The sequence below is a fragment of the Microbacterium sp. genome (genome assembly GCF_017305435.1).
Lineage (GTDB): Bacteria > Actinomycetota > Actinomycetes > Actinomycetales > Microbacteriaceae > Microbacterium.
On sequence record NZ_JAFKIP010000007.1, the window covers coordinates 230,930 to 253,827 of the forward strand.

The 22,898-nt window shown below is 70.9% G+C and carries 18 protein-coding genes; 6 read left to right on the plus strand and 12 right to left on the minus strand.

The window, feature by feature from the left end; translation table 11 throughout:
* Positions 1 to 38 precede the first annotated feature (38 nt).
* Both J0I43_RS14000 and J0I43_RS14005 read left to right on the plus strand, forming a co-directional pair.
* Positions 39 to 1,097 carry a M4 family metallopeptidase gene (locus J0I43_RS14000; RefSeq protein WP_292865092.1) on the plus strand — a complete coding sequence of 353 codons (1,059 nt, stop codon included), beginning with the start codon at positions 39 to 41 and terminating at the stop codon, positions 1,095 to 1,097.
* Complete coding sequence (locus tag J0I43_RS14005) at positions 1,081 to 1,413, plus strand: protealysin inhibitor emfourin (RefSeq protein ID WP_292865095.1); 333 nt, start codon at positions 1,081 to 1,083, stop codon at positions 1,411 to 1,413. The genes J0I43_RS14000 and J0I43_RS14005 overlap by 17 nt, the downstream gene beginning before the upstream one ends.
* Here J0I43_RS14005 and J0I43_RS14010 read toward each other — a convergent pair.
* From J0I43_RS14010 to J0I43_RS14020, 3 genes are read right to left on the minus strand one after another with little or no spacing between them, the layout of a single operon-like run.
* Entirely contained in the window at positions 1,376 to 1,984 is a 609-nt protein-coding gene (locus tag J0I43_RS14010; RefSeq protein ID WP_292865098.1) for a GNAT family N-acetyltransferase, read from the minus strand. The two genes, J0I43_RS14005 and J0I43_RS14010, sit on opposite strands and share 38 nt — an antisense overlap.
* A 5-nt stretch (positions 1,985 to 1,989) precedes the next feature.
* The gene (locus tag J0I43_RS14015) at positions 1,990 to 2,679 is read right to left on the minus strand and encodes a uracil-DNA glycosylase (RefSeq protein WP_292865101.1); all 690 of its coding nucleotides are present in this window, start codon (positions 2,677 to 2,679) and stop codon (positions 1,990 to 1,992) included.
* Positions 2,679 to 3,206, minus strand: a complete 528-nt coding sequence (locus J0I43_RS14020; protein ID WP_292865104.1) for a phosphoribosyltransferase — start codon at positions 3,204 to 3,206, stop codon at positions 2,679 to 2,681. The genes J0I43_RS14015 and J0I43_RS14020 overlap by 1 nt, the downstream gene beginning before the upstream one ends.
* A gap of 32 nt (positions 3,207 to 3,238) precedes the next feature.
* Between J0I43_RS14020 and J0I43_RS14025 the strand changes: the two genes are divergently transcribed.
* Positions 3,239 to 4,723, plus strand: a complete 1,485-nt coding sequence (locus J0I43_RS14025) for an MFS transporter (RefSeq protein WP_292865349.1) — start codon at positions 3,239 to 3,241, stop codon at positions 4,721 to 4,723.
* A 244-nt stretch (positions 4,724 to 4,967) separates the two neighbouring features.
* Here the strand turns inward: J0I43_RS14025 and J0I43_RS14030 are convergent, their stop codons facing one another.
* The gene (locus J0I43_RS14030; protein WP_292865107.1) at positions 4,968 to 5,771 is read right to left on the minus strand and encodes an SDR family oxidoreductase; all 804 of its coding nucleotides are present in this window, start codon (positions 5,769 to 5,771) and stop codon (positions 4,968 to 4,970) included.
* Positions 5,772 to 5,944: 173 nt separating this feature from the next.
* On the opposite strand from J0I43_RS14030, the gene J0I43_RS14035 reads away from it, so the two are divergent.
* Positions 5,945 to 7,267: a bifunctional o-acetylhomoserine/o-acetylserine sulfhydrylase gene (locus J0I43_RS14035; protein WP_292865110.1), complete on the plus strand. Its 1,323-nt coding sequence runs from the start codon at positions 5,945 to 5,947 to the stop codon at positions 7,265 to 7,267.
* A gap of 132 nt (positions 7,268 to 7,399) precedes the next feature.
* Entirely contained in the window at positions 7,400 to 8,602 is a 1,203-nt protein-coding gene (locus J0I43_RS14040; protein ID WP_292865113.1) for a homoserine O-acetyltransferase, read from the plus strand.
* 44 nt (positions 8,603 to 8,646) lie between these two features.
* Here J0I43_RS14040 and J0I43_RS14045 read toward each other — a convergent pair whose 3' ends face one another.
* The 5 genes from J0I43_RS14045 to J0I43_RS14065 all read right to left on the minus strand — a co-directional run bounded on the left by J0I43_RS14045 (position 8,647) and on the right by J0I43_RS14065 (position 17,234).
* Positions 8,647 to 9,876: an MFS transporter gene (locus J0I43_RS14045; RefSeq protein ID WP_292865116.1), complete on the minus strand. Its 1,230-nt coding sequence runs from the start codon at positions 9,874 to 9,876 to the stop codon at positions 8,647 to 8,649.
* 113 nt (positions 9,877 to 9,989) lie between these two features.
* Complete coding sequence (locus tag J0I43_RS14050) at positions 9,990 to 14,543, minus strand: family 43 glycosylhydrolase (RefSeq protein WP_292865120.1); 4,554 nt, start codon at positions 14,541 to 14,543, stop codon at positions 9,990 to 9,992.
* Positions 14,544 to 14,702: 159 nt separating this feature from the next.
* A complete protein-coding gene (locus J0I43_RS14055) occupies positions 14,703 to 15,074 on the minus strand; it encodes a thiamine-binding protein (RefSeq protein WP_292865123.1) in 372 nt (123 codons plus the stop codon).
* Positions 15,075 to 15,108: 34 nt separating this feature from the next.
* Positions 15,109 to 16,365, minus strand: a complete 1,257-nt coding sequence (locus J0I43_RS14060; RefSeq protein ID WP_292865126.1) for a hypothetical protein — start codon at positions 16,363 to 16,365, stop codon at positions 15,109 to 15,111.
* 29 nt (positions 16,366 to 16,394) lie between these two features.
* The gene (locus J0I43_RS14065) at positions 16,395 to 17,234 is read right to left on the minus strand and encodes an ADP/ATP-dependent (S)-NAD(P)H-hydrate dehydratase (protein ID WP_292865129.1); all 840 of its coding nucleotides are present in this window, start codon (positions 17,232 to 17,234) and stop codon (positions 16,395 to 16,397) included.
* A gap of 73 nt (positions 17,235 to 17,307) precedes the next feature.
* On the opposite strand from J0I43_RS14065, the gene J0I43_RS14070 reads away from it, so the two are divergent.
* Positions 17,308 to 18,387, plus strand: coding sequence for an NADH:flavin oxidoreductase/NADH oxidase (locus tag J0I43_RS14070; RefSeq protein WP_292865132.1), 1,080 nt, complete (start codon positions 17,308 to 17,310; stop codon positions 18,385 to 18,387).
* A gap of 105 nt (positions 18,388 to 18,492) precedes the next feature.
* Here the strand turns inward: J0I43_RS14070 and J0I43_RS14075 are convergent, their stop codons facing one another.
* The 3 genes from J0I43_RS14075 to J0I43_RS14085 form a co-directional block, all read right to left on the minus strand.
* Positions 18,493 to 19,548 (minus strand): hemolysin family protein, encoded by a 1,056-nt coding sequence (locus tag J0I43_RS14075; RefSeq protein WP_292865135.1) that lies wholly within the window; start codon positions 19,546 to 19,548, stop codon positions 18,493 to 18,495.
* On the minus strand, positions 19,545 to 20,927 hold the full coding sequence (locus J0I43_RS14080; RefSeq protein ID WP_292865138.1) for a hemolysin family protein: 1,383 nt from the start codon (positions 20,925 to 20,927) through the stop codon (positions 19,545 to 19,547). Before J0I43_RS14080 ends, J0I43_RS14075 begins: the two co-directional genes overlap by 4 nt.
* A gap of 411 nt (positions 20,928 to 21,338) precedes the next feature.
* The gene (locus tag J0I43_RS14085; protein ID WP_292865141.1) at positions 21,339 to 22,808 is read right to left on the minus strand and encodes a GuaB1 family IMP dehydrogenase-related protein; all 1,470 of its coding nucleotides are present in this window, start codon (positions 22,806 to 22,808) and stop codon (positions 21,339 to 21,341) included.
* Positions 22,809 to 22,898 lie beyond the last annotated feature (90 nt).

Genomic DNA, 22,898 nt, shown 5'->3' on the forward strand with positions numbered 1-22,898 from the left:
CGGGTGGAGCGTCGGAGGGGCGGCGTAGGGTGAGCGCCATGCACGCGATCGTCCCCCCGTACCTGCTCTCCCGGCTCGCCGACACCGACGCCCCGCAGCTCGCGCGCGCCGCCGAAGCGGCCCGGGCGACCCTCGCCGTGACCCGCGAGTACCACCGCACGCGCGTGAACCTCGACGTCACCGTCGACGGCGACGCGCTCGTCTTCGAGGGCGCGCCGGCCCCCGACCGGGTCATCTCCGACGCGCAGCACCGCGAACGGCTGCCCGGCGTGCGCGTGCGCTCGGAGGACGACCGGGCGTCGACGGATGCCGCGGTGAATCAGGCGTTCGACGGGCTCGGCGAGACCTTCGCGTTCTTCTGGGACGCGTTCGCCCGCGCCGGGGTCGACGGCGCGGGCGGCACGCTCGAGGCCACGGTGCACTACGGCGAGAAGTACGACAACGCGTTCTGGAACGGCGAGCGCATGGTGTTCGGCGACGGCGACGGCGAGGTCTTCACGGGGTTCACGGGTTCGCTCAGCGTCATCGCCCACGAACTCGGGCACGGCGTCATCGAAGCCGGCGGCGGGCTCGACTACCAAGGGCAGTCGGGCGCGCTCAACGAATCCGTCGCCGACGTGTTCGGCGCGCTCACCGAGCAGCACGCGCTCGGACAGACCGCGGACGAGGCGTCGTGGCTGATCGGCGCGGGCATCTTCACCGCGGCCGTCCAGGGGGTCGCGCTGCGATCCATGGCGGCGCCGGGCACCGCGTACGACGACGACGTGCTCGGGCGTGACCCGCAGCCCGCGCACATGCGCGACTACGTCGCGACGAGCGAGGACAACGGCGGCGTGCACATCAACTCCGGCATCCCGAACAAGGCGTTCGAACTCGTCGCGACGGCGCTCGGCGGCCACGCCTGGGAACGCGCCGGACGCATCTGGTACCTGACGGTGACGGCCGGCACCCTCCCCCGCACGGCCGACTTCGCGGCGTTCGCCGCCGCGACCGCGCAGACCGCCGTGCGGGAGTACGGTGAGGACTCGGAGGAGGTCGCCGCCGTCCACACCGCGTGGGGCGCCGTCGGCGTGAGTATCGGTGACACAGGAGCCTGATCGGGGCGAGGGCACCGCCGCGGTCGCGGCGGTCACGGTGACCGTCGAGCGCTCCGGCGGCATCGCGGGCATGACACGCCGCTGGACCGTCGTCGCTCCACCGGCCGACCCCGCGCCGTGGCTGCGACTCGTGGAGGACTGTCCGTGGGATGATCCGGCGCCGCCGACGGCGCACAGAGCCGCCGACCGGTTCTCCTACCGGGTGTCGGCACGCGTGCCCGGAGCGGAGCACCGGGCCGAGATCGCCGAATCGGACGCCTCGGGCCCGTGGCGCGACCTCATCGACGCCGTACGCGCTTCTTCTTCACGGGCGTGAGCTGGCGCTGAAGATAGATCGTGCCGAGCCACCGGCCGAACTTGAAGCCGACACGGCCCATCCGGCCGACCTCGACGAAGCCGAGCTTCTCGTGCAGCGCGATCGAGGACTCCGCCCCCTTGTCGCTGATGACCGCGACCATCTGATGGATGCCCGCTTCCTCGGACGCGGCGATGAGCGCGACGAGCAGTGCCCGGCCGAGGCCCTTCCCCGTCGCCGCCTGGCCGAGATAGATCGAGTTCTCGACGCTGTAGCGGTACGCCGACTTCGACGACATGGGCTGCACGAGCGCGTACCCGAGGATCTGTCCGCTGGCACCTTCGGCCACGAGGAACGGCATCTCGTGCTTCTGGAGGAACTCGACCTTCTCGCGCCACTGCTTCAGCGTCCATTTCTTCTCGTCGAAGGTGACGACCGAGTTCGTGACGTAGTGGTTGTAGATCTCGCGGATGTCGGGGATGTCGCTCGGGCGCACGGCGCGGATCTCGTACGAGAACGGGCGCTCGGTCTCGATGCGGCGCAGGTGCACGGGCAGGCGCCGACGGGACTTCTCGTACTCCTCTTCCAGCATGCGCGTCAGCCTACGCGCCAGTCCACGGCGGTCGCGCCCTGCTCGGCGAGGAGCGCATCGGCGCGAGAGAACGGCTTCGACCCGAAGAATCCCCGGCTGGCCGACAACGGCGACGGGTGCGCGGACTCGATGATCGGCGTCGACCCGAGCAATGGCCGCAGGTTCGCGGCATCCCTCCCCCACAGGATCGCCACGAGCGGGCCGCCCCGCGCGACGAGCGTGCGGATCGCGTGCTCGGTCACCTTCTCCCAGCCCCATCCCCGGTGGGATGCCGGGGCGCCGGGCGCGACCGTGAGCACGCGGTTGAGGAGCATGACGCCCTGATCGCTCCACGCCGACAGGTCGCCGTGCGGCGCCGGGGCGATGCCGAGGTCGTCCTGGAGCTCGCGGTAGATGTTCTGCAGACTCCGCGGCAGCGGGCGGACGTGCGCGTCGACGGCGAACGACAGACCGATCGGATGCCCGGGCGTCGGGTAGGGATCCTGCCCGACGATCAGCACCTTGACGCGGTCCAGCGGGCGAGCGAAGGCGCGGAGGACGACATCGCCCGCCGGCAGATACTTCCGACCCGCGGCGGTCTCGGCGCGCAGTCGATCGCCGAGCGCAGCGATGTCGGGAGCGACGGGGGCGAGGGCGCTCGCCCAGCCCGCGTCGATCAGCCCCGCGGCCGCGAGCTCGTCGAGAGTATTCGCCATCAGGCGCTGGCGCCGGTGCGCGAGGTGGCCCCGGCGTCCTCCTCGGCGACCGTTCCGCGCGCCGACCAGGGGAAGTCGATCCAGCGGTCGGTCTCTCGCCACGTGTAGTCGGGGGATGCCACGGATCCGGGCTTGATGTAGATGCAGACCGAGCGGACGTCGGCGCCCGCCTCTTCGAGCATCGTGACGGCGAGCGCGAGCGTGCGCCCCGAGTCGGCGACGTCGTCGACGAGGAGGACGCGCTTGCCGGGCAGATAGCCGAGGTCGAGGTCGGGCGGGAGGAGCTCCGGCGCCTCGAGCACCGTCCCGATGCCGGTGTAGAACTCGACGTTGAGCGCACCGCAGCTCTTGACGCCGAGCCCGTAGGCGATCGCGCCCGCGGGCAGCAGTCCGCCGCGCGCGATCGCGACGACGACATCGGGCGTGAACCCGTCCCGAATGATCGCCCGGGAGAGGTCGCGGGTGGCCGCGCCGAATCCGTCCCAGGTGAGGATTTCGCGGTCTGCCGAAACGTCGTCTTCAGTCACGGTTCCAACCTAGACTGAACGCCGTGCCGAAGATGCCGACACCGCGTTCCGCCGCGGCCACGACCGCCGCCATCCGTTCGTCCGCCGTGGGTGTGACCGCGGGCCTCATCGGCTGGTTCGTTCTCGTAGAGCTCGTCTCCGGCATCCTGCAGGGCTACTACGTGCCGCTGTTCAGCGACATCGTCGTGAAGCTCGGCATCCACGATTCGGACGTCAACTGGTTCGAAGCGTCGCAGCTGCTGCTGTCGGCGCTCGTCGTGCCCGTCCTCGCGAAGCTCGGCGACATGTACGGGCACAAGAAGATCCTGCTGATCGCGGCGATCCTCACGGCCGGCGCGACGTGGTGGCTCGTCTTCGCGACGTCGTTCTGGTCGTTCCTCATCGCGTGGGCGCTGCAGGGCTTCTACGTCGTCTGGCTGCCGCTGGAGATCGCGCTGATCTTCGAACGCGGCCGCCGCCAGAGCCGCGGCGTGTCGACGACGCGCCGCGCGGCGGGCCTCCTCGTCGTCGGCCTCCAGGCGGGCGCCATCATCGGCGCCCTGGCGGCCGGGCGCATCTTCACGGCGACGAGCGGCGACCTCACGACGACCCTCATGGTGCCGGCGATCGCGGTCACCCTCATCGCGCTCGTGATCTGGTTCGGCGTGCCCGAGTCGACCCCCGAGCCCGGGCGCTCGCTCGACACGTGGGGCTTCGTGATCCTCGCGTGGGGACTGCTGCTGATCACCGGCGGTCTCGCGTGGATGCGCATGATCGGCGAGATGTCCCTCGGCGCCGGTGCGTGGGTGTGGGTGATCGCACTCGTGATCGCCGGCCTCGCGGTCTTCGTAGGGTTCGTGTTCTACGAGCTGCGACAGAAGGACCCGGCGATCGACATCCGCGTGCTGCGCCGGCCGGAGATGTGGCCCGTGCAGGCGACGGCGTTCCTCGTGGGCATCAGTCTGCTGGGCGCGCAGGGCCCGCTGTCGACGTATGCGGGCACCGATCGCTCCCTGGGCTACGGGTTGGGGTTGGATGCCACGGAGCGCTCCAACATCATCGGCGTCTACCTCGTGTCGCTCATCGTCGGCGCAGTCGTCTTCGCCATCACGTCACGCCGGCTGAGCCCGCGCATCGTGCTCATCGTGGCGGCGACGCTCGTCGGCGTGGGCTACGCGCTGTTCCTGCCGTTCCACCTCGAGCTCTGGCAGGTGCTCCTGAACCTCTGCATCGCGGGTCTCGGCTGCGGCGCGCTCGTCGGCGCTCTCCCCGCGGCGGCCGCGGCGGCCGCTCCGACGGGACAGACCGGCATCGCCTCGGCGCTCACGAACACGACGAAGACGATCGGCGGCACGTTCTCGTCCGCCGTGTTCGGCGTCGTCCTCGCGGCCGGTGCGGGCGCCGTGGCATCCCAGACCGCGGCATCCCTCGGCGGCTACCTGACGGTGTGGGCGATCTGCGCCGCCGGCGGCTTCCTCGCGGCGGTGCTGCTCCTGTTCGTGCCGAAGGTCGCGTTCGCCGACGCTCCGCCCGCCTGACCGCTCCGCCCGCTCCCCCTGCCTGAGGTCGTCCTCCCCGCCCCCTCGTCCCACTTGCGACGGGCGTCGTCCCACTCCGGGCAGACCTCGTCCCACTTACGGCTGGTTCAGGGTGCTCAAAGCGACCACTTCTGGGACATGGTCCTTCGGGGCATGCTCCTTCTGGGACATGGTCATCGGGGCACACCCCGTCTGGGACATGCTCTTCCGGGACATGGTCGGTGCAGACGTGCGCGAGGGACCGTCACGTCCGCGGGCGCAACGGCCCGCGCGCGAGCAGATGCTGCGCCGACTGCGCGACGGGGCGCATCGTCACGAGGTCGAGGTTCACGTGCCCGGGCGCGTTCAGGGCGTAGGCGATGACATCGGCGACGTCGGCGGCCACGAGCGGATGCTCGACGCCGTCATAGACACTCTCCGCCTGCGCCCGGTCGCCGCCCAGCCGATTGAGGGTGAACTCCGGCGTGTAGACCATGCCCGGAGCGATCTCCGTGACACGGATCGGCTCGCCGTTCAGCTCGAGCCGCAGCGCGTGCACGAGCATCGCCTCCCCCGCCTTGGCCGCGTTGTAGCCGGCGCCCCCCGGGTAGGCCGTCTGCGCGGCGGTCGAGGTCACGTAGAGCGCGTCGGCGTGCGGCGAGGCATCCCCGCTGTTCGCGATCCCCGCGCGCAGCAGCGGCAGGAGCGCCGCGGTCACGAGTTGGGCGGACAGCACATTGACCTCGAACATCCAGCGCCAGTCGTCGGGATCGCCGTCCTCGACGCGATCGGTGCCGCGCGCGCCGCCCGCGATGTGGACGAGCGCGTGCACGTCTCCGGTGGATGCCACGTGCTCGGCGAGCGCGGCGACGTCGGCCTCGCGGGTGAGGTCGGCCGCGAACGAGGCCGATCCGACCTCGGCATCCAGGGCGTCCAGTCGATCCGCGCGTCGCGCGACGCCGACGACGTCCCAGTCGGCCCCGCGGAGCGCCCGCACCACCGCCTCGCCGATCCCCGAGCTCGCCCCGGTCACCACTGCTCTTCTGTTCCGCATCGCAGGCGTCGTCATGGACCCACGCTACCCGTCGCCACCCCGACGACACGGCCCGGGGATTATGACGTCACATTTCCGGGACGTTGTTGACAGGACCGCACCGATCGTACTGTCGGTCGTGGCTCCGGCATCCCGCCCGAGCCGACCCGACAGGCCGCACAGCCCGAGAACCCCGCAGGAGCCCGACAATGTCCGCAACCGACGCCTGGCGTTTCGAGACCAAGCAGATCCATGCCGGCGCCGCGCCGGACCCGGTCACCAAGGCTCGTGCGACGCCGATCTACCAGACCACGTCGTACGTGTTCGACAACGCCGACCACGCCGCGAACCTCTTCGCGCTGGCCGAGTTCGGCAACATCTACACGCGCATCCAGAACCCCACGCAGGACGTTCTCGAGCAGCGCCTCGCGGCACTCGAGGGTGGTACAGGCGCGCTCGTGCTCTCCTCCGGCCAGGCCGCATCGACCTTCGCGGTGCTCAACATCGCCGAGGCAGGCGACCACTTCGTCTCGTCGAGCTCGATCTACGGCGGCACCTACAACCTCTTCAAGTACACGCTCGCCAAGCTCGGCATCGAGGTCACGTTCGTCGAGAACCAGGACGACCCCGAGGAGTGGCGCCGCGCCGTCCGCCCCAACACGAAGCTGTTCTACGCGGAGACGATCGGCAACCCCAAGATCAACGTCCTCGACATCCGCTCGGTCGCCGACGTCGCGCACGAGTCCGGCGTGCCGCTCATCGTCGACAACACGATCGCGACGCCGTACCTTGTGCGGCCGTTCGAGCACGGTGCCGACATCGTCGTGCACTCGGTCACGAAGTTCCTCGGCGGCCACGGCACGACGATCGGCGGCGCGATCGTCGACGGCGGCACGTTCCCGTGGTCGCAGCACTCCGACCGCTTCCCGGGCCTCACGACCCCGGACCCCTCGTACCACGGGGCGGTCTACACCGCCGCCGTCGGCGACGGTCTCGCGTACGTCATCAAGGCCCGCGTGCAGCTGCTGCGCGACCTCGGATCGGCCATCTCCCCGCAGAGCGCCTGGAACCTCATCCAGGGCATCGAGACGCTCTCGCTGCGCATCGAGCGCCACGTGCAGAACGCCCAGGAGATCGCCGAGTGGCTCGAGAACCACGACGACATCGCCACGGTGAACTACTCCGGCCTGCCCACGTCGCCCTGGTACGCCGCGGCGAACCGGTACGCGCCCAAGGGCGTCGGCGCGGTCCTGTCGTTCGAGCTCAAGGGCGGGGTCGAGGCCGGGCGTGAGTTCGTCAACGCGCTCGAGCTGTTCAGCCACCTCGCGAACATCGGCGACGTGCGCTCGCTCGTGATCCACCCGGCATCCACGACCCACTCGCAGCTCACCCCGGAGCAGCAGCTCACGACGGGCGTGACGCCCGGCCTCGTGCGCCTGTCGGTGGGCCTCGAGAACGTCGAGGACCTGAAGGCCGACCTCACGCAGGCCCTCGCCGCCGCCCGTCGGGTGTCGGAGGCCGCTCGCGCCTGACCCCTTCCTCGCCCGCGAGACTTCACTGGCGCGCCGAGACTGCACCCACCGGTCGCAGTCTCGGCGCGCCACTGCTGTCTCGCGGGCGTAATACGCCGTCCTGGCGGGGGCGGACGGGCGAGAATGGATGCCATGGACTGGCAGGCGTCGGAAGACACGGTGCCGTCGAGCCCGATCTCCGAGGCCGACGCGCGGCTGCTGCGCGCGCGGCCGCCGGCCAGCGGCGCGTGGCGGGACGGCGATCCCGCGGGCGGCCGGCGCTTCGCGCTCCTGGGCGCATTCCGCACCGAGAACGGTGAAAGCCTGCCGTTCGCGCGGCTCGCTTACGAGTCCTGGGGTGAGCTCAACGACGACGCCTCGAACGCCGTTCTGATCCTGCACGCCCTCACGGGCGACAGCCACGTGCGCGGCGACGCGGGGCCGGGGCATCCCACCGCCGGCTGGTGGCAGGACATCGTCGGCCCGGGCGCGGCGATCGACACCGACCGCTGGTTCGTCGTCGCCCCGAACATGCTCGGTGGATGCCAGGGCTCGACGGGAGCCGCCTCGATCGGCCCCGACGGACGCGAGTGGGGGCCGCGCTTCCCGTACCTGACGATCCGCGACCAGGTCGCCGCACAAGCGGCCCTCGCCGACGCGCTGCGCATCGATCGCTGGGCGGCCGTCATCGGCGGATCGATGGGCGGCATGCACGCGCTCGAGTGGGGCGTGGGCCTCCCCGATCGCGTGGAGCGGCTCGCCGTGCTCGCCGCTCCCCCGACCACGACGGCCGACCAGGTCGCACTCAACTCGGTGCAGCTGGAGGCGATCCGCATCGACCCGCGCTTCGCGGGCGGCGAGTACTACGACGCCGCCGACGGCGAGGGGCCGCACCGTGGTCTCGCACTCGCGCGGCGCATGGCGCTGTTGAACTACCGCAGCCCCGTCGAGCTCAACCTGCGCTTCCAGCGCTCCTGGCAGTCCGAGGTCAGCCCGCTCGGCGGCGGCGGACGCTTCGCCGTGGAGAGCTACCTCGACTTCCACGGCAACAAGTTCACCCGCCGCTTCGACGCGAACAGCTACCTCACCCTCGTCGAGGCGATGAACTCGCACGACGTCGGGCGGGACCGCGGCGGCGTCGAGGACGCGCTCGCCCGCGTCACCGCGACGACCCTCGTCCTCGGCATCGACAGCGACCGTCTGTTCCCCGTCGACGGGCAGGAGCGGATCTTCCGCGGCATCCGCTCGACCCTCGACGAGTCGACCGTGGTCCTTTCGAGCGACTTCGGCCACGACGGGTTCCTCATCGAGACGGATGCCGTCGGCCGGCACCTGCGCCGGCTGCTCGCGAGCTGACCCCACCTGCACAGCGGCCTCGTGCGCCCGGAATCGGCACGCGCCTACGAGAGAACGGCCGCGCCCGCAGCTTTCTGCCGCGCGTCGAGCGCGAAGCTCGCGAACGCGATGAGAAGGCCCGCCGCGGCGAGGACCGCGCCGACCCAGACGGGCGCGACGAAGCCGAAGCCCGCGGCGATGACGGCGCCGCCGAGGGCGGCCCCCGTCGCGTTGCCGATGTTGAGGGCGGAGTGGTTGAGGGCCGCGGCGATCGACTGGTTGTCGCCCGCGACATCCATGAGCCTCGTCTGGATGGAGGGGCTCAGCGCCGCCGAGACTACCCCGAGCGCGAAGACGAACACGACGAGCGTGACGATCCAACCGCACGCGAGGGCGAGGAGCACCTGCACGAGCGCGAGGATGCCGAGCCCCCACAGGAGCGTGCGGCGGAGGTTCCGGTCGGCGAGCCGCCCGCCGAGGATGTTGCCCACGGTCATCCCGACGCCCATCACGACGAGGACGATCGGTACGGCCCAGGCGGGGCTGCCCGCCACCTCCGTCACGATCGAGGCGATGTAGCTGTACGCGGCGAAGAAGCCGCCGAACCCGATCGCGCCCACGCCGAGCGTCAGCCACACCTGCGGAATGCGGAAGACGCCGAGCTCGGCGCGGAGCGTGCGCCCGGGGTCGCCCGCGTGTGCGGGCACGAACAGGGCGATGAGGATCGCCGCGAGGGCGAAGATCGCCGCGACGATCATGAACGCGACGCGCCAGCCGAACTGCTGCCCGAGACCCGTGCCGACCGGCACGCCGACGACGTTCGCGACCGTGAGGCCCGTCAGGACGAAGGCGACGCCCTGCGCGCGCTTGCCGGGGCCGAGGACATCCGCCGCGACGAGGGCGCCGATCCCGAAGTACGCGCCGTGCGGCAGCCCCGCCAGGAAGCGGGAGGCGGCGACGAGCTCGAACGTCGGCATGACGAAGGTGAGAGCGTTGAAGAAGGTCAGCGCGACCGCGAGCGTCAGCATGACGTGGTGGCGCGGATACTTGGCGACGGATGCCGCGATCGTCGGCGCCCCCACGACGACGCCGAGCGCATACAGAGTGATGAGCCAGCCCGTGCGGGCGATCGCGTCGGCGCTGTCGTGCGCCCAGGCATCCGGCAGCAGATCCGCGGAGATCTGCGGGAGCAGGCCCATCACGACGAACTCGGTCATGCCGATTCCGAAGGAGCCGATGGCGAGGGAGAGGAGCGCCATCGTTGCCGTCCTCTTCGATCGAGTCGAGGAGGTCACCGGGCAATGCTACCGGCCATCGGGGGCGACCCGGGCCGGATCCGCTGACCCGGCAGATCGGAAGGGCCAGGTCAGCGGAAGGCCGGCGGATGGGGATCCGCCGGCCTTCCCCGTCACTCGCGAGCGCGCCGGGGGCGCATCACGCGGATGCCCATGCCGATCGTGAGCAGCAGGGCCGCCAGGAGCATCAGCGCCAGTGGAGTCTGCGCTCCCGTCACCGCGAGCTGCCCGTCGGGCAGTACGGTGATCGACACCTGCGACAGCAGCGTCCCCGTCCCATCCCAGACGAAGAGCGTGTGCACGCCGACCGGCAGCGTCGCAGGGATCGCGACGTCGAAGGCCGTGCGGCCGGCAGCGTCGGCCACCGGGATACCCGTGATCCGGATCGGGTCGCTGTGCAGCTCTGCGCTCACCTGCTCGCCGGGCGCCAGCCCCGTGACCACCACGTACACGCCGTCTCCGCGCTCGACGGAGGACGCCGAGATCGACACGACGGCCTTCGCCGGCGCCGTCGGCGACGGCGTTGCGGTCGGAGTCGGCGTGGCCGTCGGAGTCGGAGTCGCCGTCGGAGTCGGCGTCGGCGTCGGCGTCGTCGGAACCTCGCGGGGAGCGACGCTCGAGAGGGTCGGCTTCACTGTCTGGAACAGCCCGTCCTCCCCGATCGTGAGCTTGTCGATCGTCGTCTCGCGGTGGGTGCCATCACCGCCAGGGATCCCAAACCGGTGGTACGCGATGTACCACTCATCGGTCCCGGGGACGTTGATCACCGAGTTGTGCCCCGTGCCGAGAATGCCCTGCGAGGTGTCCTTCTCGAGGATCACACCGCGGTACGTCCACGGGCCGTCGACACTCGTCGACGTCGCGTATCCGACGCGATAGTTCACCGACCCCGTGTCGTCGATCGAGTAGGTGAGGTGATACAGCCCGTCGCGATAGTTCACGAACGTCCCCTCCCGGTAGCCGGTCAGGCCGCTGATCGGCTTGATCGAGCCCGGGACGATGCTCTTCATGTCATCCGAGAGCTCGCCGTAGACCGGGTTGCCGTTCCCCCAGAAGAGGTAGTACTTGCCGATCGCCGGGTCGCGGAAGGCGGCCGGGTCGATCGCCTGCCCACTGTGGACGCTCTCCGCGTTGGTGATCATCGGCTGAGCCTCAGCGGTGAACGGCCCTTCGGGGCTGTCCGCCACGGCGACGCCGATCATCTTGCGGTTGGCGTTCGGCTCGTGGCCGCTGAAGTAGAAGTAGTACTTCCCGCCCTTCTCGATGATGGTCGGCGCCCACGCGTTGCCGGTCGCCCACGGTACGTTGCCGCCTGCCCCGTCCAGCGTGAGGAACGGCTCGGCGGAGCGCGTCCAGTCGACGAGGTTCTTGGACTTCCACACGTAGAAGTCCTTGCCGCCCCATCCGGGAGTGCCGTCCGTCGTCGCGTAGATGTAATAGGTGTCACCGAAGACCGCGATGTTCGGGTCTGCGTACAGCCCCGGCAGCACCGGGCTCTTCACGACGACGGCCTTCAGCGTCCAGACGACATCGTCCGCGCCGGGACGCGTCAGCGTCACCGCAGCCGGCGAACGCATGTCACGCACCGTGCCGGATGCCGGGTCGGTGGTGACCCCGGCGGCGGTGGCATAGACCGGGCGGAGCGCCGAGAGGTCGGTGCCCGGCTTGACGGGGAAGGTGACGGTGCGCGTCGCGGCATCCACCAACGGCGCCGTCTTGAGCACACTGGCATCCTGCAGGCTGACCGCGCCGAGGACGCCGGTGTTGCCGGACTGCTGCACGACCTCCGCGGGCGTGAGCGCGCGGTTGTAGATCGTGAACTGGCGGTACTGACCGGAGAAGTACCGGTCGGCGTTGTACAGCGACCGGCCGAGGTAGTTGGCCGCCGTGCTGCCGCCCCCGATGTCGCCCGGATCGAGCGTGACGTTCTCCTGCACGCCGACCTGCACGCCGTCGAGGTAGAGTCGCGCCGTCGTCCCCTGGAGCGTGTAGGTGAGCGTGACCCACGTGTCGCGAGGGAGGTTCGACCCGGATGCCACGGTCTGCTCGCCCTGCCAGTTTCCACCGGTGATGCTCGTGCGGTAGGCGTTGCCCGACGTGAACAGATAGCCGTTGCCCGCCCCGTTGGTGGTGTTGCCGAGTCCGTACAGGAAGTACGGCGTCTGCTGGCCTCCGGCGATCCGCAGCTGCGCCTGGATCGTGATGTCGCTCACCCCCGCGAGGATGTTGTTGGGCAGCGCGACGTAGTCGTCCGTGCCGTCGAACGTCAGGGTGCCGCCCGAGAGCGTCGCACCGCCGTTCACCGTGCCGTTCAGCCCGTTTCCGGAGGTGTCGGTCAGCGTCGTGCCGGAGCCCGTGAAGTCGTAGCTGAGGATCTCGCCGTCCTCGTTCGGCGTGACCGGCGTCGGGAGGTTCGCCCGCAGCGCGGAGAGCTCCGCCGCGGTGACCGACAGCACCGTGCCGTGACGCGGGCTCGCCGGCAGGCGGTAGCTCGCCGGCACCTGCCAGTCGGGGTCGCTCAGGCTGTCGCTGCCGAGCGGGATGTAGCCGCGGCCTCCGTACTCGTCGACGAAGAGGTAGTAGTTCGACCCGGAGGTGTCACCCGCGTTCGCCTTGAAGATGGTCGGACCCTCCACGGCCGCCGTCCCGGCGCCCCGGCCGATGCAGCTGTCGACGATCTTCCAGTTCGCATCGGCGGCGCTCCATCCGGGCGTCGTGTAGTCGTCGACGGTGGTGAGGCTGTCGGAGGACTCCTCGATGATGTCGCTGCAGCCGGTGACGCCGCCCTCGTCCTTCGTGAAGCGGTAGTAGGTGCCGTCATCCTTGATGACGGTCGAGTCGATCCGCGAGGCTTTGTAGTCCTGCCACACGCGCGGCTCGCTGAAGGTGACGAAGTCGCGGGTCGTCGCGTACATCATCGTCTGGTAGAAGCTGCCTTTGTGCTCCGGATCGTCGGCACCGAACAGCGAGGCCGCCCAGAAGACCACGTACGCACCGAGCTCGTCGTCGTAATACGCCTCGGGTGCCCACGTGTTGCCTGCGTTGTCGGGGCCGATCTTGACGTGGCGCTGCGCACTCCAGGTGATGAGGTCGTGCGACTCCCACACCTCGATGTACTGCGAGCCGTGGCGCTGCGCGCGCCCCCAGTCGCCGTCGCGACCGATCGACAGATCGGTGGCGATGAGGTAGAACGTGTCGCCCTCGGGCGAGCGGATGATGAACGGATCGCGCAGACCCTTCTCGCCGTACTCCGACGTCAGCGCGGGCTCACCGTTGTTGAGCTCGGACCACGACAGCGCGTTGTTGCCGTTGCTGGCGGCGAAGTAGATGTTCTCCCCCGCGACGCTGTTGCCGGTGAAGTACGCGAACGCGTAGCCCGCGTACGGCGCCTGTGCGGCCGCCGCGCGGACGGTCGCGGTGAGGGTACGGGTGCGCGTGGTCGAGTTCTTGGTGGCCGAGGCGGTGAGCGTCACCGTGGCGGCACTGCTCTTGCGCGTCACGACACCCGACGTCGAGATCACGGCGGGGTCGGACGACGCCCACGTGATCGGGAGGCCCTCGGAGCTCGTCGGAAGCGTCAGGTTGCCACGCACGTCGTCCAGACCAGGCACGACGATCGCGTCGACCGCGCGCTGGGCGTTGCCGGCATCGTCAGACATGGCGAGGACGGTCACGGGGAACGTCCGCGTCACCGAAGCCGATCCCCTCGCGATGGTCGCGGTCAGAGTGACGGTGGCATCGGCCTGGCCCGCGGTGGGGCGGGTGACCTGACCGGTCGACGAGACCACAGCGGGGTCGGAGGACTGCCACGAGACCGTGCCGCCGTTGACTCCCGCGGTCGGCAGCGCGATATTCGACGTGACCGCAGCGAGATCGCCCAGCGCGAGGAGGTCGCGATCGCGCGCCACGCGGGTCGCATCTTCGGGGACCAGTGCCGCGACGTCCGACGCGGAAAGGGCGCGGTCATAGATGCGGAAGTCGCGGATGCTGCCCGCGAGGCGACGGTCCGCGTCGTAGACCGAGCGGCCCAGGTAGTTGGCGGTGGTCGCACCCCCGCCGATCGCTCCGGGCGTCGAGGTGGTGTTGGTGTTGGTCCGCACCAGAGCGCCGTCGAGGTAGAGGGAACTCGTCTTGGTCGCGTTGTCCAGCGTGTAGGTGAGGGTCTTCCAGACGCCCCGGGCGAGGTCGGCGTTGCTGTTGACGCCCTGCTCCGTGCTCCAGTTGCCGGTGGCGATCGCTGCGCGGTAGGCGTTGCCCGTCGTGAACAGGTAGCCGTTGCCCACTCCGCCGCTCGTGTTGCCCATGCCCCAGATGAAGTACGCGCCCGACTGCTCCGTGCGCACGAGCACATCGGCGCTCACCGTGATCGAGGTCAGGTCGCGCATGAGGTCATCCGGCAGATCCACGAAGTCGTCGTTGCCATCCAGACGCACGCCCTCCGCACCCGTCAAGGTGGGGCCGTTGACGTAGGTCGCGTTGCGGCCGTTGCCCGACGAGTCCACCGCGGTCGTGGTCGCTCCTGTCTCGTCGAGCAGGTAGCGGACGACCAGACCGTCGTTCGTGTCGGCGACGGCGACGGCCGGAACGACCAGCGGCGCCAGGACGAGTCCGAGGGTCGTCGCCGCCGCGAGCACGACGCGGCGGCGGAACCTCGCGGGTCGGGTCACGGACGGGAGGGGGCGGGGTGCGGATGGAGTGGGCACCAGGCGAGGTCCTTTCGGGCGGGCGACGCTGCTTCTCGCCGACATCGGTGTCGGCGGGACAATGTTAGCGCTCACTTCCTGGTGGAACGCAACCCCTGAATCCTTATTGGATCAACCCCAAGGTCACGATTCGGTGACGTCCGGGACCGATCCGGCAAGACCGCGGCCGGCCGCGTCGATCGCGTTTTCGAGCCGTGCGACCTTGCCGTCGAGCTCGCCGGTGAAGCCCGGTCGAATGTCGGCTTTGAGCACCAGCGAGACACGTGACCCGAACGGCAGCACCGCTTCCGTCGCCGCTTTCACGACGGCGAACACCTCGTCCCACTCCCCCTCGATCTCAGTGAACATGGACGTCGTGCGGTGCGGCAATCCTGATGCGCGCACGACCGAGACCGCCGCAGCGACCGCGTCGTGGACCGAGCCGTCGCCGGCGGTGGGGATGCCGCCGGAGCCGCTGGGTGTGCCGCTGGGTGCGACGGAGAAGGCGATGAGCATGGGGAGACCTCCAGGGTGAGTGATGCAGTGCGGGTCAGAGCGAGGGGTTCACGGCACGGCGGGCGGGCACCGCGGCATCCGCCGCCGCGCGAAGCGGCACCTGCAGACGCGCGAGCCGGACGACGATCCACACGAACAGCGCGATCAGCACGAGGTTGCGCAGCGTCAGGATGACGACGGCGAGCGCGGCGGGAGAGAGGATGCCGTTGTACAGGATGGGGTACACGAGCTGCGTGAGCAGCGCCGCGCCGAGGGCGAGGAGCGCGGGCGGGATCCAGGCCGCACGACGCAGCACGATCCCGACGACCAGCGGCGGCACGAGCCAGACGAGGTACTGGGGTGAGCCGACCTTGTTGACGACGATGAAGCCGAGCACGAGCGCGAGCGCGAGCGCGAGCGCGGGGAACAGCGAGACGAACCGCACGCCGCGCACGGCCTTGACGGCGCCGAGCGCAGCGACCGCGGCCATCGCGACGATGAGCGCGGGCGTCATCGCCGCGATCACGACGTCGATGTCCGTCCCCGTGACCTGGAAGGTCAGCAGCTCGGACGAGTAGTACACGGAGAATCCCGGGATGCCCAGCAGCGCTCCCCACAGGTACGGGGTGGCGATCGGCGCCTCGACCTGCAGGCCACGCGCGGTCTGCTCGCCGATGAAGCCGAACGCGTGCGCACCGCCGCCCGCGGCGACCACAGCGATCAGAGTCAGCGCCGAGACGACGAGCGCGCCCCCGACGAGCGCGCCGCGCCGACGCAACACCTCGACCGAGACGACGGCGGCGGCGAGGACCGCGGCCGGCCACACCTTGATCCAGGTCGCGATCGCCAGGATCATCGAGGCGACCCAGGGGCGGCCGACCAGCCACAGGCATCCGATGATCACGAGGGGAACCGTGAAGCCGTCGAGTCGATAGAGGCCGACGGGGCCGAGCAGCGCGATGAAGCCGAGCCAGAACCAGGCCGCCGCGACGCGGGACGCCGAACGGCCCCGCCCGACGAGCATTGCGAAGGCGACGGCATCCATGAGGGTCACGAGGATCGCCCAGCCGATCGTGTAGCCGGCGATCCACGCGAAGGCGTGCGCGAGCACCATCGGCACGAGGGCCAGCTGGGGGTAGACCCACGCCTCGGTGATCCCGACGATGGCGCCTCCGTCGATCGCCTGCCGCGACCAGGGCTCGTACACGCGGTAGACATCGCCCATCGGCTCGTTCGGCAGGAGAAAGCCGAGCCAGGCGACACCGACGTGCACGACGGCGAACGCGATCCACAGCACAGCCCGCCTCGACACCCTCCCCATCCTAGGGAGCGGGTGCGAACTCACCCGCTCAGGAGGCCTCCGATGACGGATGCCACGGCGTCCGCGACGTCGAGCGCGGTGATCGGTCCCCCGCGCCGCGCGTCGGATGCCGCCGCGGCGGCCGCGCCGTGCACGAGCGCCGCGGTCGCCGCCAGCGGAGCGAGCGCCGCAGCATCCCGGGCACCCGCAGCCGCGACGAGGGCGCCGAGGATGCCGCCGAGCACATCGCCCGTGCCTGCCGTGGCGAGCCACGCCGTCGGCGCGGACACCCCCCGGACGACGCCGGAGGGGTCGGCGACGAGCGTGCGCGATCCTTTCAGCAGCACCGTCACGCCGAGGGCGGCGGCGGTGTCCGCCGCGGCGGCCGCCCGGTCCGCGTCGGCGCCCCGGAGGTCCACCGGCGCGAGGCCCGCCGCCTCACGCAGGCGCGCGAGCTCACGATCGTGCGGGGTGACGACGACCGGCGCGGCTCCGGCGCGGGCGGGGACGAGGTCGAGCGCCCCGGCATCCACGACGATCGGCACGTCGCCGTCCAGGATGGCGCGCAGATCCGCGGTCTCGGCGGGCGAGCGCTCCGCGGCATCCGTCCCCGACCCGATCAGCCACGCCTGCACGCGTCCCTCCACGGTGACGGCCTCCGGCCGGCGCGCGAGGACGAGCCCCGACGGGCGCTCGGGTCCGAGGTAGCGCACCATGCCGACGCCCGCGCGGTGCGCGGCCTCGACCCCCAGCACGGCGGCGCCCGGATAGCGCTGCGAACCGGTGCGCACGCCGAGCACCCCTCGGGAATACTTGTCGTCGGAGGCGGTTGGCCTCCTCAGGTGCCCCGCCGCGTCGCGCGCCGTCCAGTCGAGCGTCATGGCGGTCACCCTACTCGCGATCACCGCCGTCGCCCCACCGTCCCGGCGGCTCGCCCCACCGAATCGGAGCCCCATGAGCCTGCTGCTGTCCCCCATCGACCTGGGCGGCCTGACGATCCGCAACCGCCTGTGGGTCGCCCCGATGTGCCAATACTCCGCGCAGGACGGCATCCCGAACGACTGGCATCACGTCCACCTCGCGCAGTTCGCCTCCGGCGGCGCGGGCGTCGTCATCGCCGAGGCGACCGCCGTGACGCCCGAGGGCCGGATATCCCCCGAGGACGTCGGGATCTGGAACGACGCGCAGCGGGATGCCTGGGCCCCTATCGCCGCGGCGATCCGGTCGCGCGGGGCGGTCCCCGGCATCCAGCTCGCGCATGCGGGTCGCAAGGCGTCGACGTGGTCTCCGTTCGCGGGGGCTCGCGGCTCGGTGCCGGAGAGCGAAGGCGGCTGGCAGACGGTCGCGCCGTCGGCGGTGGCGTTCGAGGGGTTCGCCGACCCGACCGCGCTCGACCTTCCGGGCATCGACCTGCTCGTCGACGCGTTCGCCGCCGCCGCCGTCCGCGCCGTGCACGCCGGGTTCGCGCTGCTGGAGCTGCACGCGGCGCACGGCTACCTGCTGCACCAGTTCCTCTCGCCCCTGTCGAACCTGCGCACCGACGAGTACGGCGGGTCGCTCGAGAACCGCGCCCGGCTGCTGCTGCGCATCGTCGACGCCGTCCGCGCGGCAGCGCCCGAGGCCGTCCTGACGGTGCGATTCTCGGCGACCGACTGGGCCGACGGCGGGTGGGATGCCGCGCAGACCGCGACGGTCGCAGGGTGGGCCGCCGAACGGGGCGCCGTCTTCTTCGACATCTCCAGCGGAGGCCTCGTCGCCCACCAGCAGATCGTCACGGGGCCGGGCTACCAGGTCCACCTGGCGTCCGAGGTCCGCTCGGCCTCGGGGGTGGCGACCGGCGCCGTCGGCGAGATCACCTCCGGCCCGCAGGCCGAGGCGATCCTCGCGGCGGGCGATGCCGACGTGATCCTCGCGGGTCGCGAGTGGCTGCGCGACCCGCACTTCGCGCTGCGCGCCGCGACCGAGCTCGGCGAGGCATCCGCGGTCGCATCGGAACTCTGGCCGGTGCAGTACCAGCGCGCCATCCCCCGCTGAGCGCGCGGAGTTCAGCGGCGTTCGGTTGCCGCTCGGTTGTCACTCGCGCCGGGAATCTCGCGGAGGTTCCCGGCGCGAGTGACAGGTGAATCGCACTCCCCCGTGTCAGAAGCCGCGACGGGTCGCGTCGTGCACTTCGCCGACGAGCTCCTCGATGATGTCCTCGAGGAAGAGCACTCCCGTCACCTCGCCCGTCTCGTCGCGCACCTGTGCGAGGTGGCGGCTCGATCGGCGCATGAGGGCGAGCGCGTCCTCGAGATCGGTCGACTCCGCCACCGGCACCATGTGGTGGATGCGCTTGGGCTGGATCGGCTCGGCGAGGTTCGCCTCGGCACCCGGGCCCTCGGCGGCGCGCAGCACGTCCTTCAGGTGCACGTAGCCGAGGGGGGCGCCCGCGGCATCCACGACGACGTAGCGGGAGAAGCCGTGCTTCGCGACGGCGCGCTCGATCTCGTCGGGCGTCGTGCGCTCCGGCAGCGTCACGAGCTCGCTGAGCGGCACGGCGACATCCCGCGCTTTCTTGTCGGTGAACTCGAGAGCCGCCGTCACAGCCCCCGACGCGTCGTCGAGGACGCCCTCGATGCGCGACTGCGCGACGATCGTCGCGACCTCGTCGAGCGTGAAGGTGGATGCCGCCTCGTTCTTCGGTTCGACGCGGAAGAGGCGCACGATGTGGTTGGCGATCCAGTTGAGCGCGACGATGATCGGGTAGAACACCTTCGACACCCACACGAGCGGAGTCGCGAGCAGCAGCACCGCGCGGTCGGGGAGCGAGAACGCGAGGTTCTTCGGCACCATCTCGCCGAACACGACGTGCAGGTACGAGACGAGCAGCAGCGCGATCGCGAAGGCGACGCCGCCGATGACGGCCTCGCTCCAACCGGTGAGCCCCAGCGGACCCTCCAGCAGGTGGTGGATCGCCGGCTCGGAGACGTTCAGGATCAGGAGCGAGCAGATCGTGATGCCGAGCTGACACGTCGCGAGCATGAGAGTCGCGTGCTCCATGGCGTACAGCGCCGTCTTCGCGGTCTTGGAACCCCGCTCCGCGAGCGGCTCGATCTGCGAGCGCCGCGCGGAGATGACGGCGAACTCGGCGCCGACGAAGAACGCGTTGAACGCGAGCAGCACGACGAGCCACGCGATTCCGGCCCAATCGTTCATCGGAGCTCACCCCCGTCGGTGGGCGTGCGTCCGACGGCATCGGCTCCGGCGGTCGCCGCGGCATCCGCGCCGGCATCCGCGCCGTCCGGCAGGGGGTTCGGGGTGAACTTCACCCGGTCGACGCGGCGGCCGTCCATGCGCACCACCTCGAGCGTGCCGTCCTCGATCACGGCCGTGTCGCCGACGACGGGGATCCGCTCGAGGGTCGACATGAGGAAGCCGCCGACGGTGTCGTAGACATCGCTCTCGGGCACTCGGATGCCGGTGCGGTCGAGCACCTCGTCGGGGCGCAGCTCCCCCGGGAAGACGACCGCGCCCGCGACGCGAACGATGCCGGCGCGTGAGCGGTCGTGCTCATCGAGCACTTCGCCGACGATCTCCTCGACGAGGTCCTCCAGGGTGACGACGCCGGCGGTGCCGCCGTACTCGTCGACGACGATCGCCATCTGGTAGCCCTTGGCGCGAAGCTCCGCCATGACGGCGTCCAGGTGCACCGCTTCTGGCACGCGCAGCGGTTCCTCGGCGATCGCGGCGGCAGGGACGTCGGCGCGGCGATCCCGCGGGACGCTCACGGCCTGCTTGAGGTGCGCGATCCCCGTGATGTCGTCCATCGACTCGTCGTAGACGGGGAAGCGGCTGTGCCCCGTGCGGCGTGCGAGCTGGATGACGTCCTCGACGCTGTCGCCCGCGGCGACCGCATGGATCGAGGGGCGCGGCGTCATGACGTCGGCCGTCGTCAGGCGGGCGAAGGTGAGGGTGCGGTTCAGGAGCGACGCGGTGTCCTGCTCGAGTACGCCGGCGCTCGCGGAGCGACGGACGAGGCTCGACAGCTCGTCGGCCGTGCGGGCTCCGGAGAGCTCCTCCTTCGGCTCGATCCCCATACCGCGCAGGATGCCGTTGGCGCTGCCGTTCAGGACGACGATCGCCGGGCGGAACACGGTCGTGAAGCCGACCTGGAACGGCATCACGAGCTTCGCGGTCTGGCGCGGGACCGCGAGTGCGAAGTTCTTCGGCACGAGCTCGCCGAGGATCATCGAGAACATCGTCGCGACGGAGATCGCGACGACGGTCGAGATCGCGCGACCCGCGGCATCCGGCACCCCCCACGCCGTGAACACGGGACTCAGCAGGTTCGACAGCGCCGGCTCCATCGTGTAACCGGTGAGGAGGGTCGTCAGCGTGATGCCCAACTGCGCGCTGGAGAGGTGCGTCGAGGTGATCTTGAGCGCGGAGATCGTGAGCGACAGTCGCGACTCGCCCGCCGCCTGGCGGGCTTCGAGGTCGGCACGGTCGAGGTTCACGAGCGCGAACTCGCTCGCGACGAACAGACCGGTCCCGATGGTGAGCAGGAGCCCCACGCCCAACATGACGTAATCCATCACGCGTCACCCCCGATCAGGGCCGGGGAGGGTCGGTGGGGCGATCGTCTGCAACTAGGAGGGTCGTCCATTGTGTGATCGATTGTACGGCACCCCGCCCCCGGGCAGGCCGTGGGTGCGTGGGTGGTGGTCGGCGCCCGCGGCGCCAGACTCCTGTTCGGGCGCCACCGATCGATGGAGCCCGAACAGCGAAGTGGCGCCCGCGGATGCGGCGGGAGCCGCGCGCGCCGTCACCAGGACGCCGGCCCGATTCGAAGTCCCGCGGGAGGCCGCGCCCTGCGCGACGGCAAGCCGTCTGCGACGAGGATGTCGTACAGCTCGCGAGCGTCGCGCAATGCCGGGGTGCAGTTCTCTGCCGCCGCAGCAGGAAAGTGTCGCCCGACGAGCGCGACACAGCGTAACCCCGCGCGGCTACCAGCTGACGGGGAGCGCCTTGCCCTCTTCGTAGCCCGCGGCCGACTGCAGGCCGACGGTCGCGCGCTCGTGGAACTCCGCGACGGTGGATGCCCCGGCATACGTGAACGAGGAGCGCACCCCCGACGTGATCATGTCGACGAGGTCCTCGACCGACGGGCGCAGGGGATCGAGGTAGATCTTCGACGACGAGATGCCCTCGGCGAACAGCTCCTTGCGCGCACGCTCGTACGGGTCGAGCCGCCCGAACCGGCCGTGCACGGCCTTCGTCGAGGCCATGCCCCACGATTCCTTGTACACACGTCCGCCGTCGTCGGCCTGCAGCTGCCCGGGCGCCTCGATCGTGCCCGCGAACCAGGACCCGATCATGACGGATGCCGCGCCGGCGGCGAGCGCGAGCGCGACGTCGCGCGGGTAGCGCACCCCGCCGTCGGCCCACACGTGCGCGCCGAGCTCGGCGGCCGCCTGCGCCGTCTCGAGCACCGCGGAGAACTGCGGGCGCCCGACGGCGGTCATCATGCGGGTCGTGCACATCGCGCCGGGCCCGACACCGACCTTGAGGATCGACGCGCCCGCGTTCACGAGGTCGCGCGCCCCCTCGCCGGTGACGATGTTGCCGGCCGCGATGGGGATGCCGAGTCCGAGGCCTGCCACGGTCTGCAGCGCCCGCAGCATCCCCTCCTGGTGGCCGTGCGCGGTGTCGACGACGAGCACGTCGACACCCGCCGCCGCGAGGGCGCGAGCCTTCGCGGCGACGTCGCCGTTGATGCCCACGGCGGCGGCGACGATGAGTCGGCCGTCCGCGTCGACGGCCGGGCGGTAGAGGGTCGAGCGCAGCGCGGTGCGCCGCGAGAGGGTGCCGACGAGATAGCCGTGGTGCAGGACGCACATCGTCTCGGCCTCCGCCGCGACGATGAGGTCGAACGCGTGCCGCGCACTCTCGACGTCGTCGGCGTCGATCGACGGAGTGCGCCCGCGGGCGAGGTCGCCGAGCTGGGCGTCGGGGAGCGCCGTACCCAGGCGCGCGGCCGGCACGACGCCCAGGATGTCGTCCACGTGCACGCGCACGGCGGCGCGCTGCGCATCGCCGCGCACGACGACGATGCCGTGCCCCTCGGTGGCGGGCACGAGCGCCGCCGCGTCGGCGACCGTCGCGGAGGCGGGCAGCACGAGCGGCGTGTCCCACGGGACGGGCTGCTCCTTGACCCAGCGGATGGCGGCGTCGATGTCCTGCAGCGGCATGTCCTGCGGCAGCACGCCGAGGCCGCCGCGGCGCGCGAGCGCGGCGGCCAGCCGCGGACCGGTCACGGAGTTCATGTTGGATGCCACGAGCGGAATCGTCGCGGTGGAACCGTCGCCCGGCGACAGGTCGACGTCGAGCCGACTCGTGATCGCCGAGCGGCGCGGCACGAGGAAGACGTCGGAATAGGTCAGATCGACCGTGGGCTGAGCGCCGGAGAAGTGCATAGGTCTACGGTACCCACTCACATGCATGGGATACCCTTGATGGCAGTGTGCATACGGCCCGTCCGCGGTCGGCACCAACTGATCTTCATC

Bases quoted from the DNA above. Each gene is read 5' to 3' on its own strand.
- J0I43_RS14010 (WP_292865098.1), bottom strand. From the start codon at position 1,984: ATGCTGGAAGAGGAGTACGAGAAGTCCCGTCGGCGCCTGCCCGTGCAC.
- J0I43_RS14015 (WP_292865101.1), bottom strand. From the start codon at position 2,679: ATGGCGAATACTCTCGACGAGCTCGCGGCCGCGGGGCTGATCGACGCG.
- J0I43_RS14000 (WP_292865092.1), top strand. From the start codon at position 39: ATGCACGCGATCGTCCCCCCGTACCTGCTCTCCCGGCTCGCCGACACC.
- J0I43_RS14040 (WP_292865113.1), top strand. From the start codon at position 7,400: ATGGACTGGCAGGCGTCGGAAGACACGGTGCCGTCGAGCCCGATCTCC.
- J0I43_RS14070 (WP_292865132.1), top strand. From the start codon at position 17,308: ATGAGCCTGCTGCTGTCCCCCATCGACCTGGGCGGCCTGACGATCCGC.
- J0I43_RS14085 (WP_292865141.1), bottom strand. From the start codon at position 22,808: ATGCACTTCTCCGGCGCTCAGCCCACGGTCGATCTGACCTATTCCGAC.
- J0I43_RS14075 (WP_292865135.1), bottom strand. From the start codon at position 19,548: ATGAACGATTGGGCCGGAATCGCGTGGCTCGTCGTGCTGCTCGCGTTC.
- J0I43_RS14035 (WP_292865110.1), top strand. From the start codon at position 5,945: ATGTCCGCAACCGACGCCTGGCGTTTCGAGACCAAGCAGATCCATGCC.
- J0I43_RS14080 (WP_292865138.1), bottom strand. From the start codon at position 20,927: ATGGATTACGTCATGTTGGGCGTGGGGCTCCTGCTCACCATCGGGACC.
- J0I43_RS14030 (WP_292865107.1), bottom strand. From the start codon at position 5,771: ATGACGACGCCTGCGATGCGGAACAGAAGAGCAGTGGTGACCGGGGCG.
- J0I43_RS14055 (WP_292865123.1), bottom strand. From the start codon at position 15,074: ATGCTCATCGCCTTCTCCGTCGCACCCAGCGGCACACCCAGCGGCTCC.
- J0I43_RS14065 (WP_292865129.1), bottom strand. From the start codon at position 17,234: ATGACGCTCGACTGGACGGCGCGCGACGCGGCGGGGCACCTGAGGAGG.
- J0I43_RS14025 (WP_292865349.1), top strand. From the start codon at position 3,239: ATGCCGACACCGCGTTCCGCCGCGGCCACGACCGCCGCCATCCGTTCG.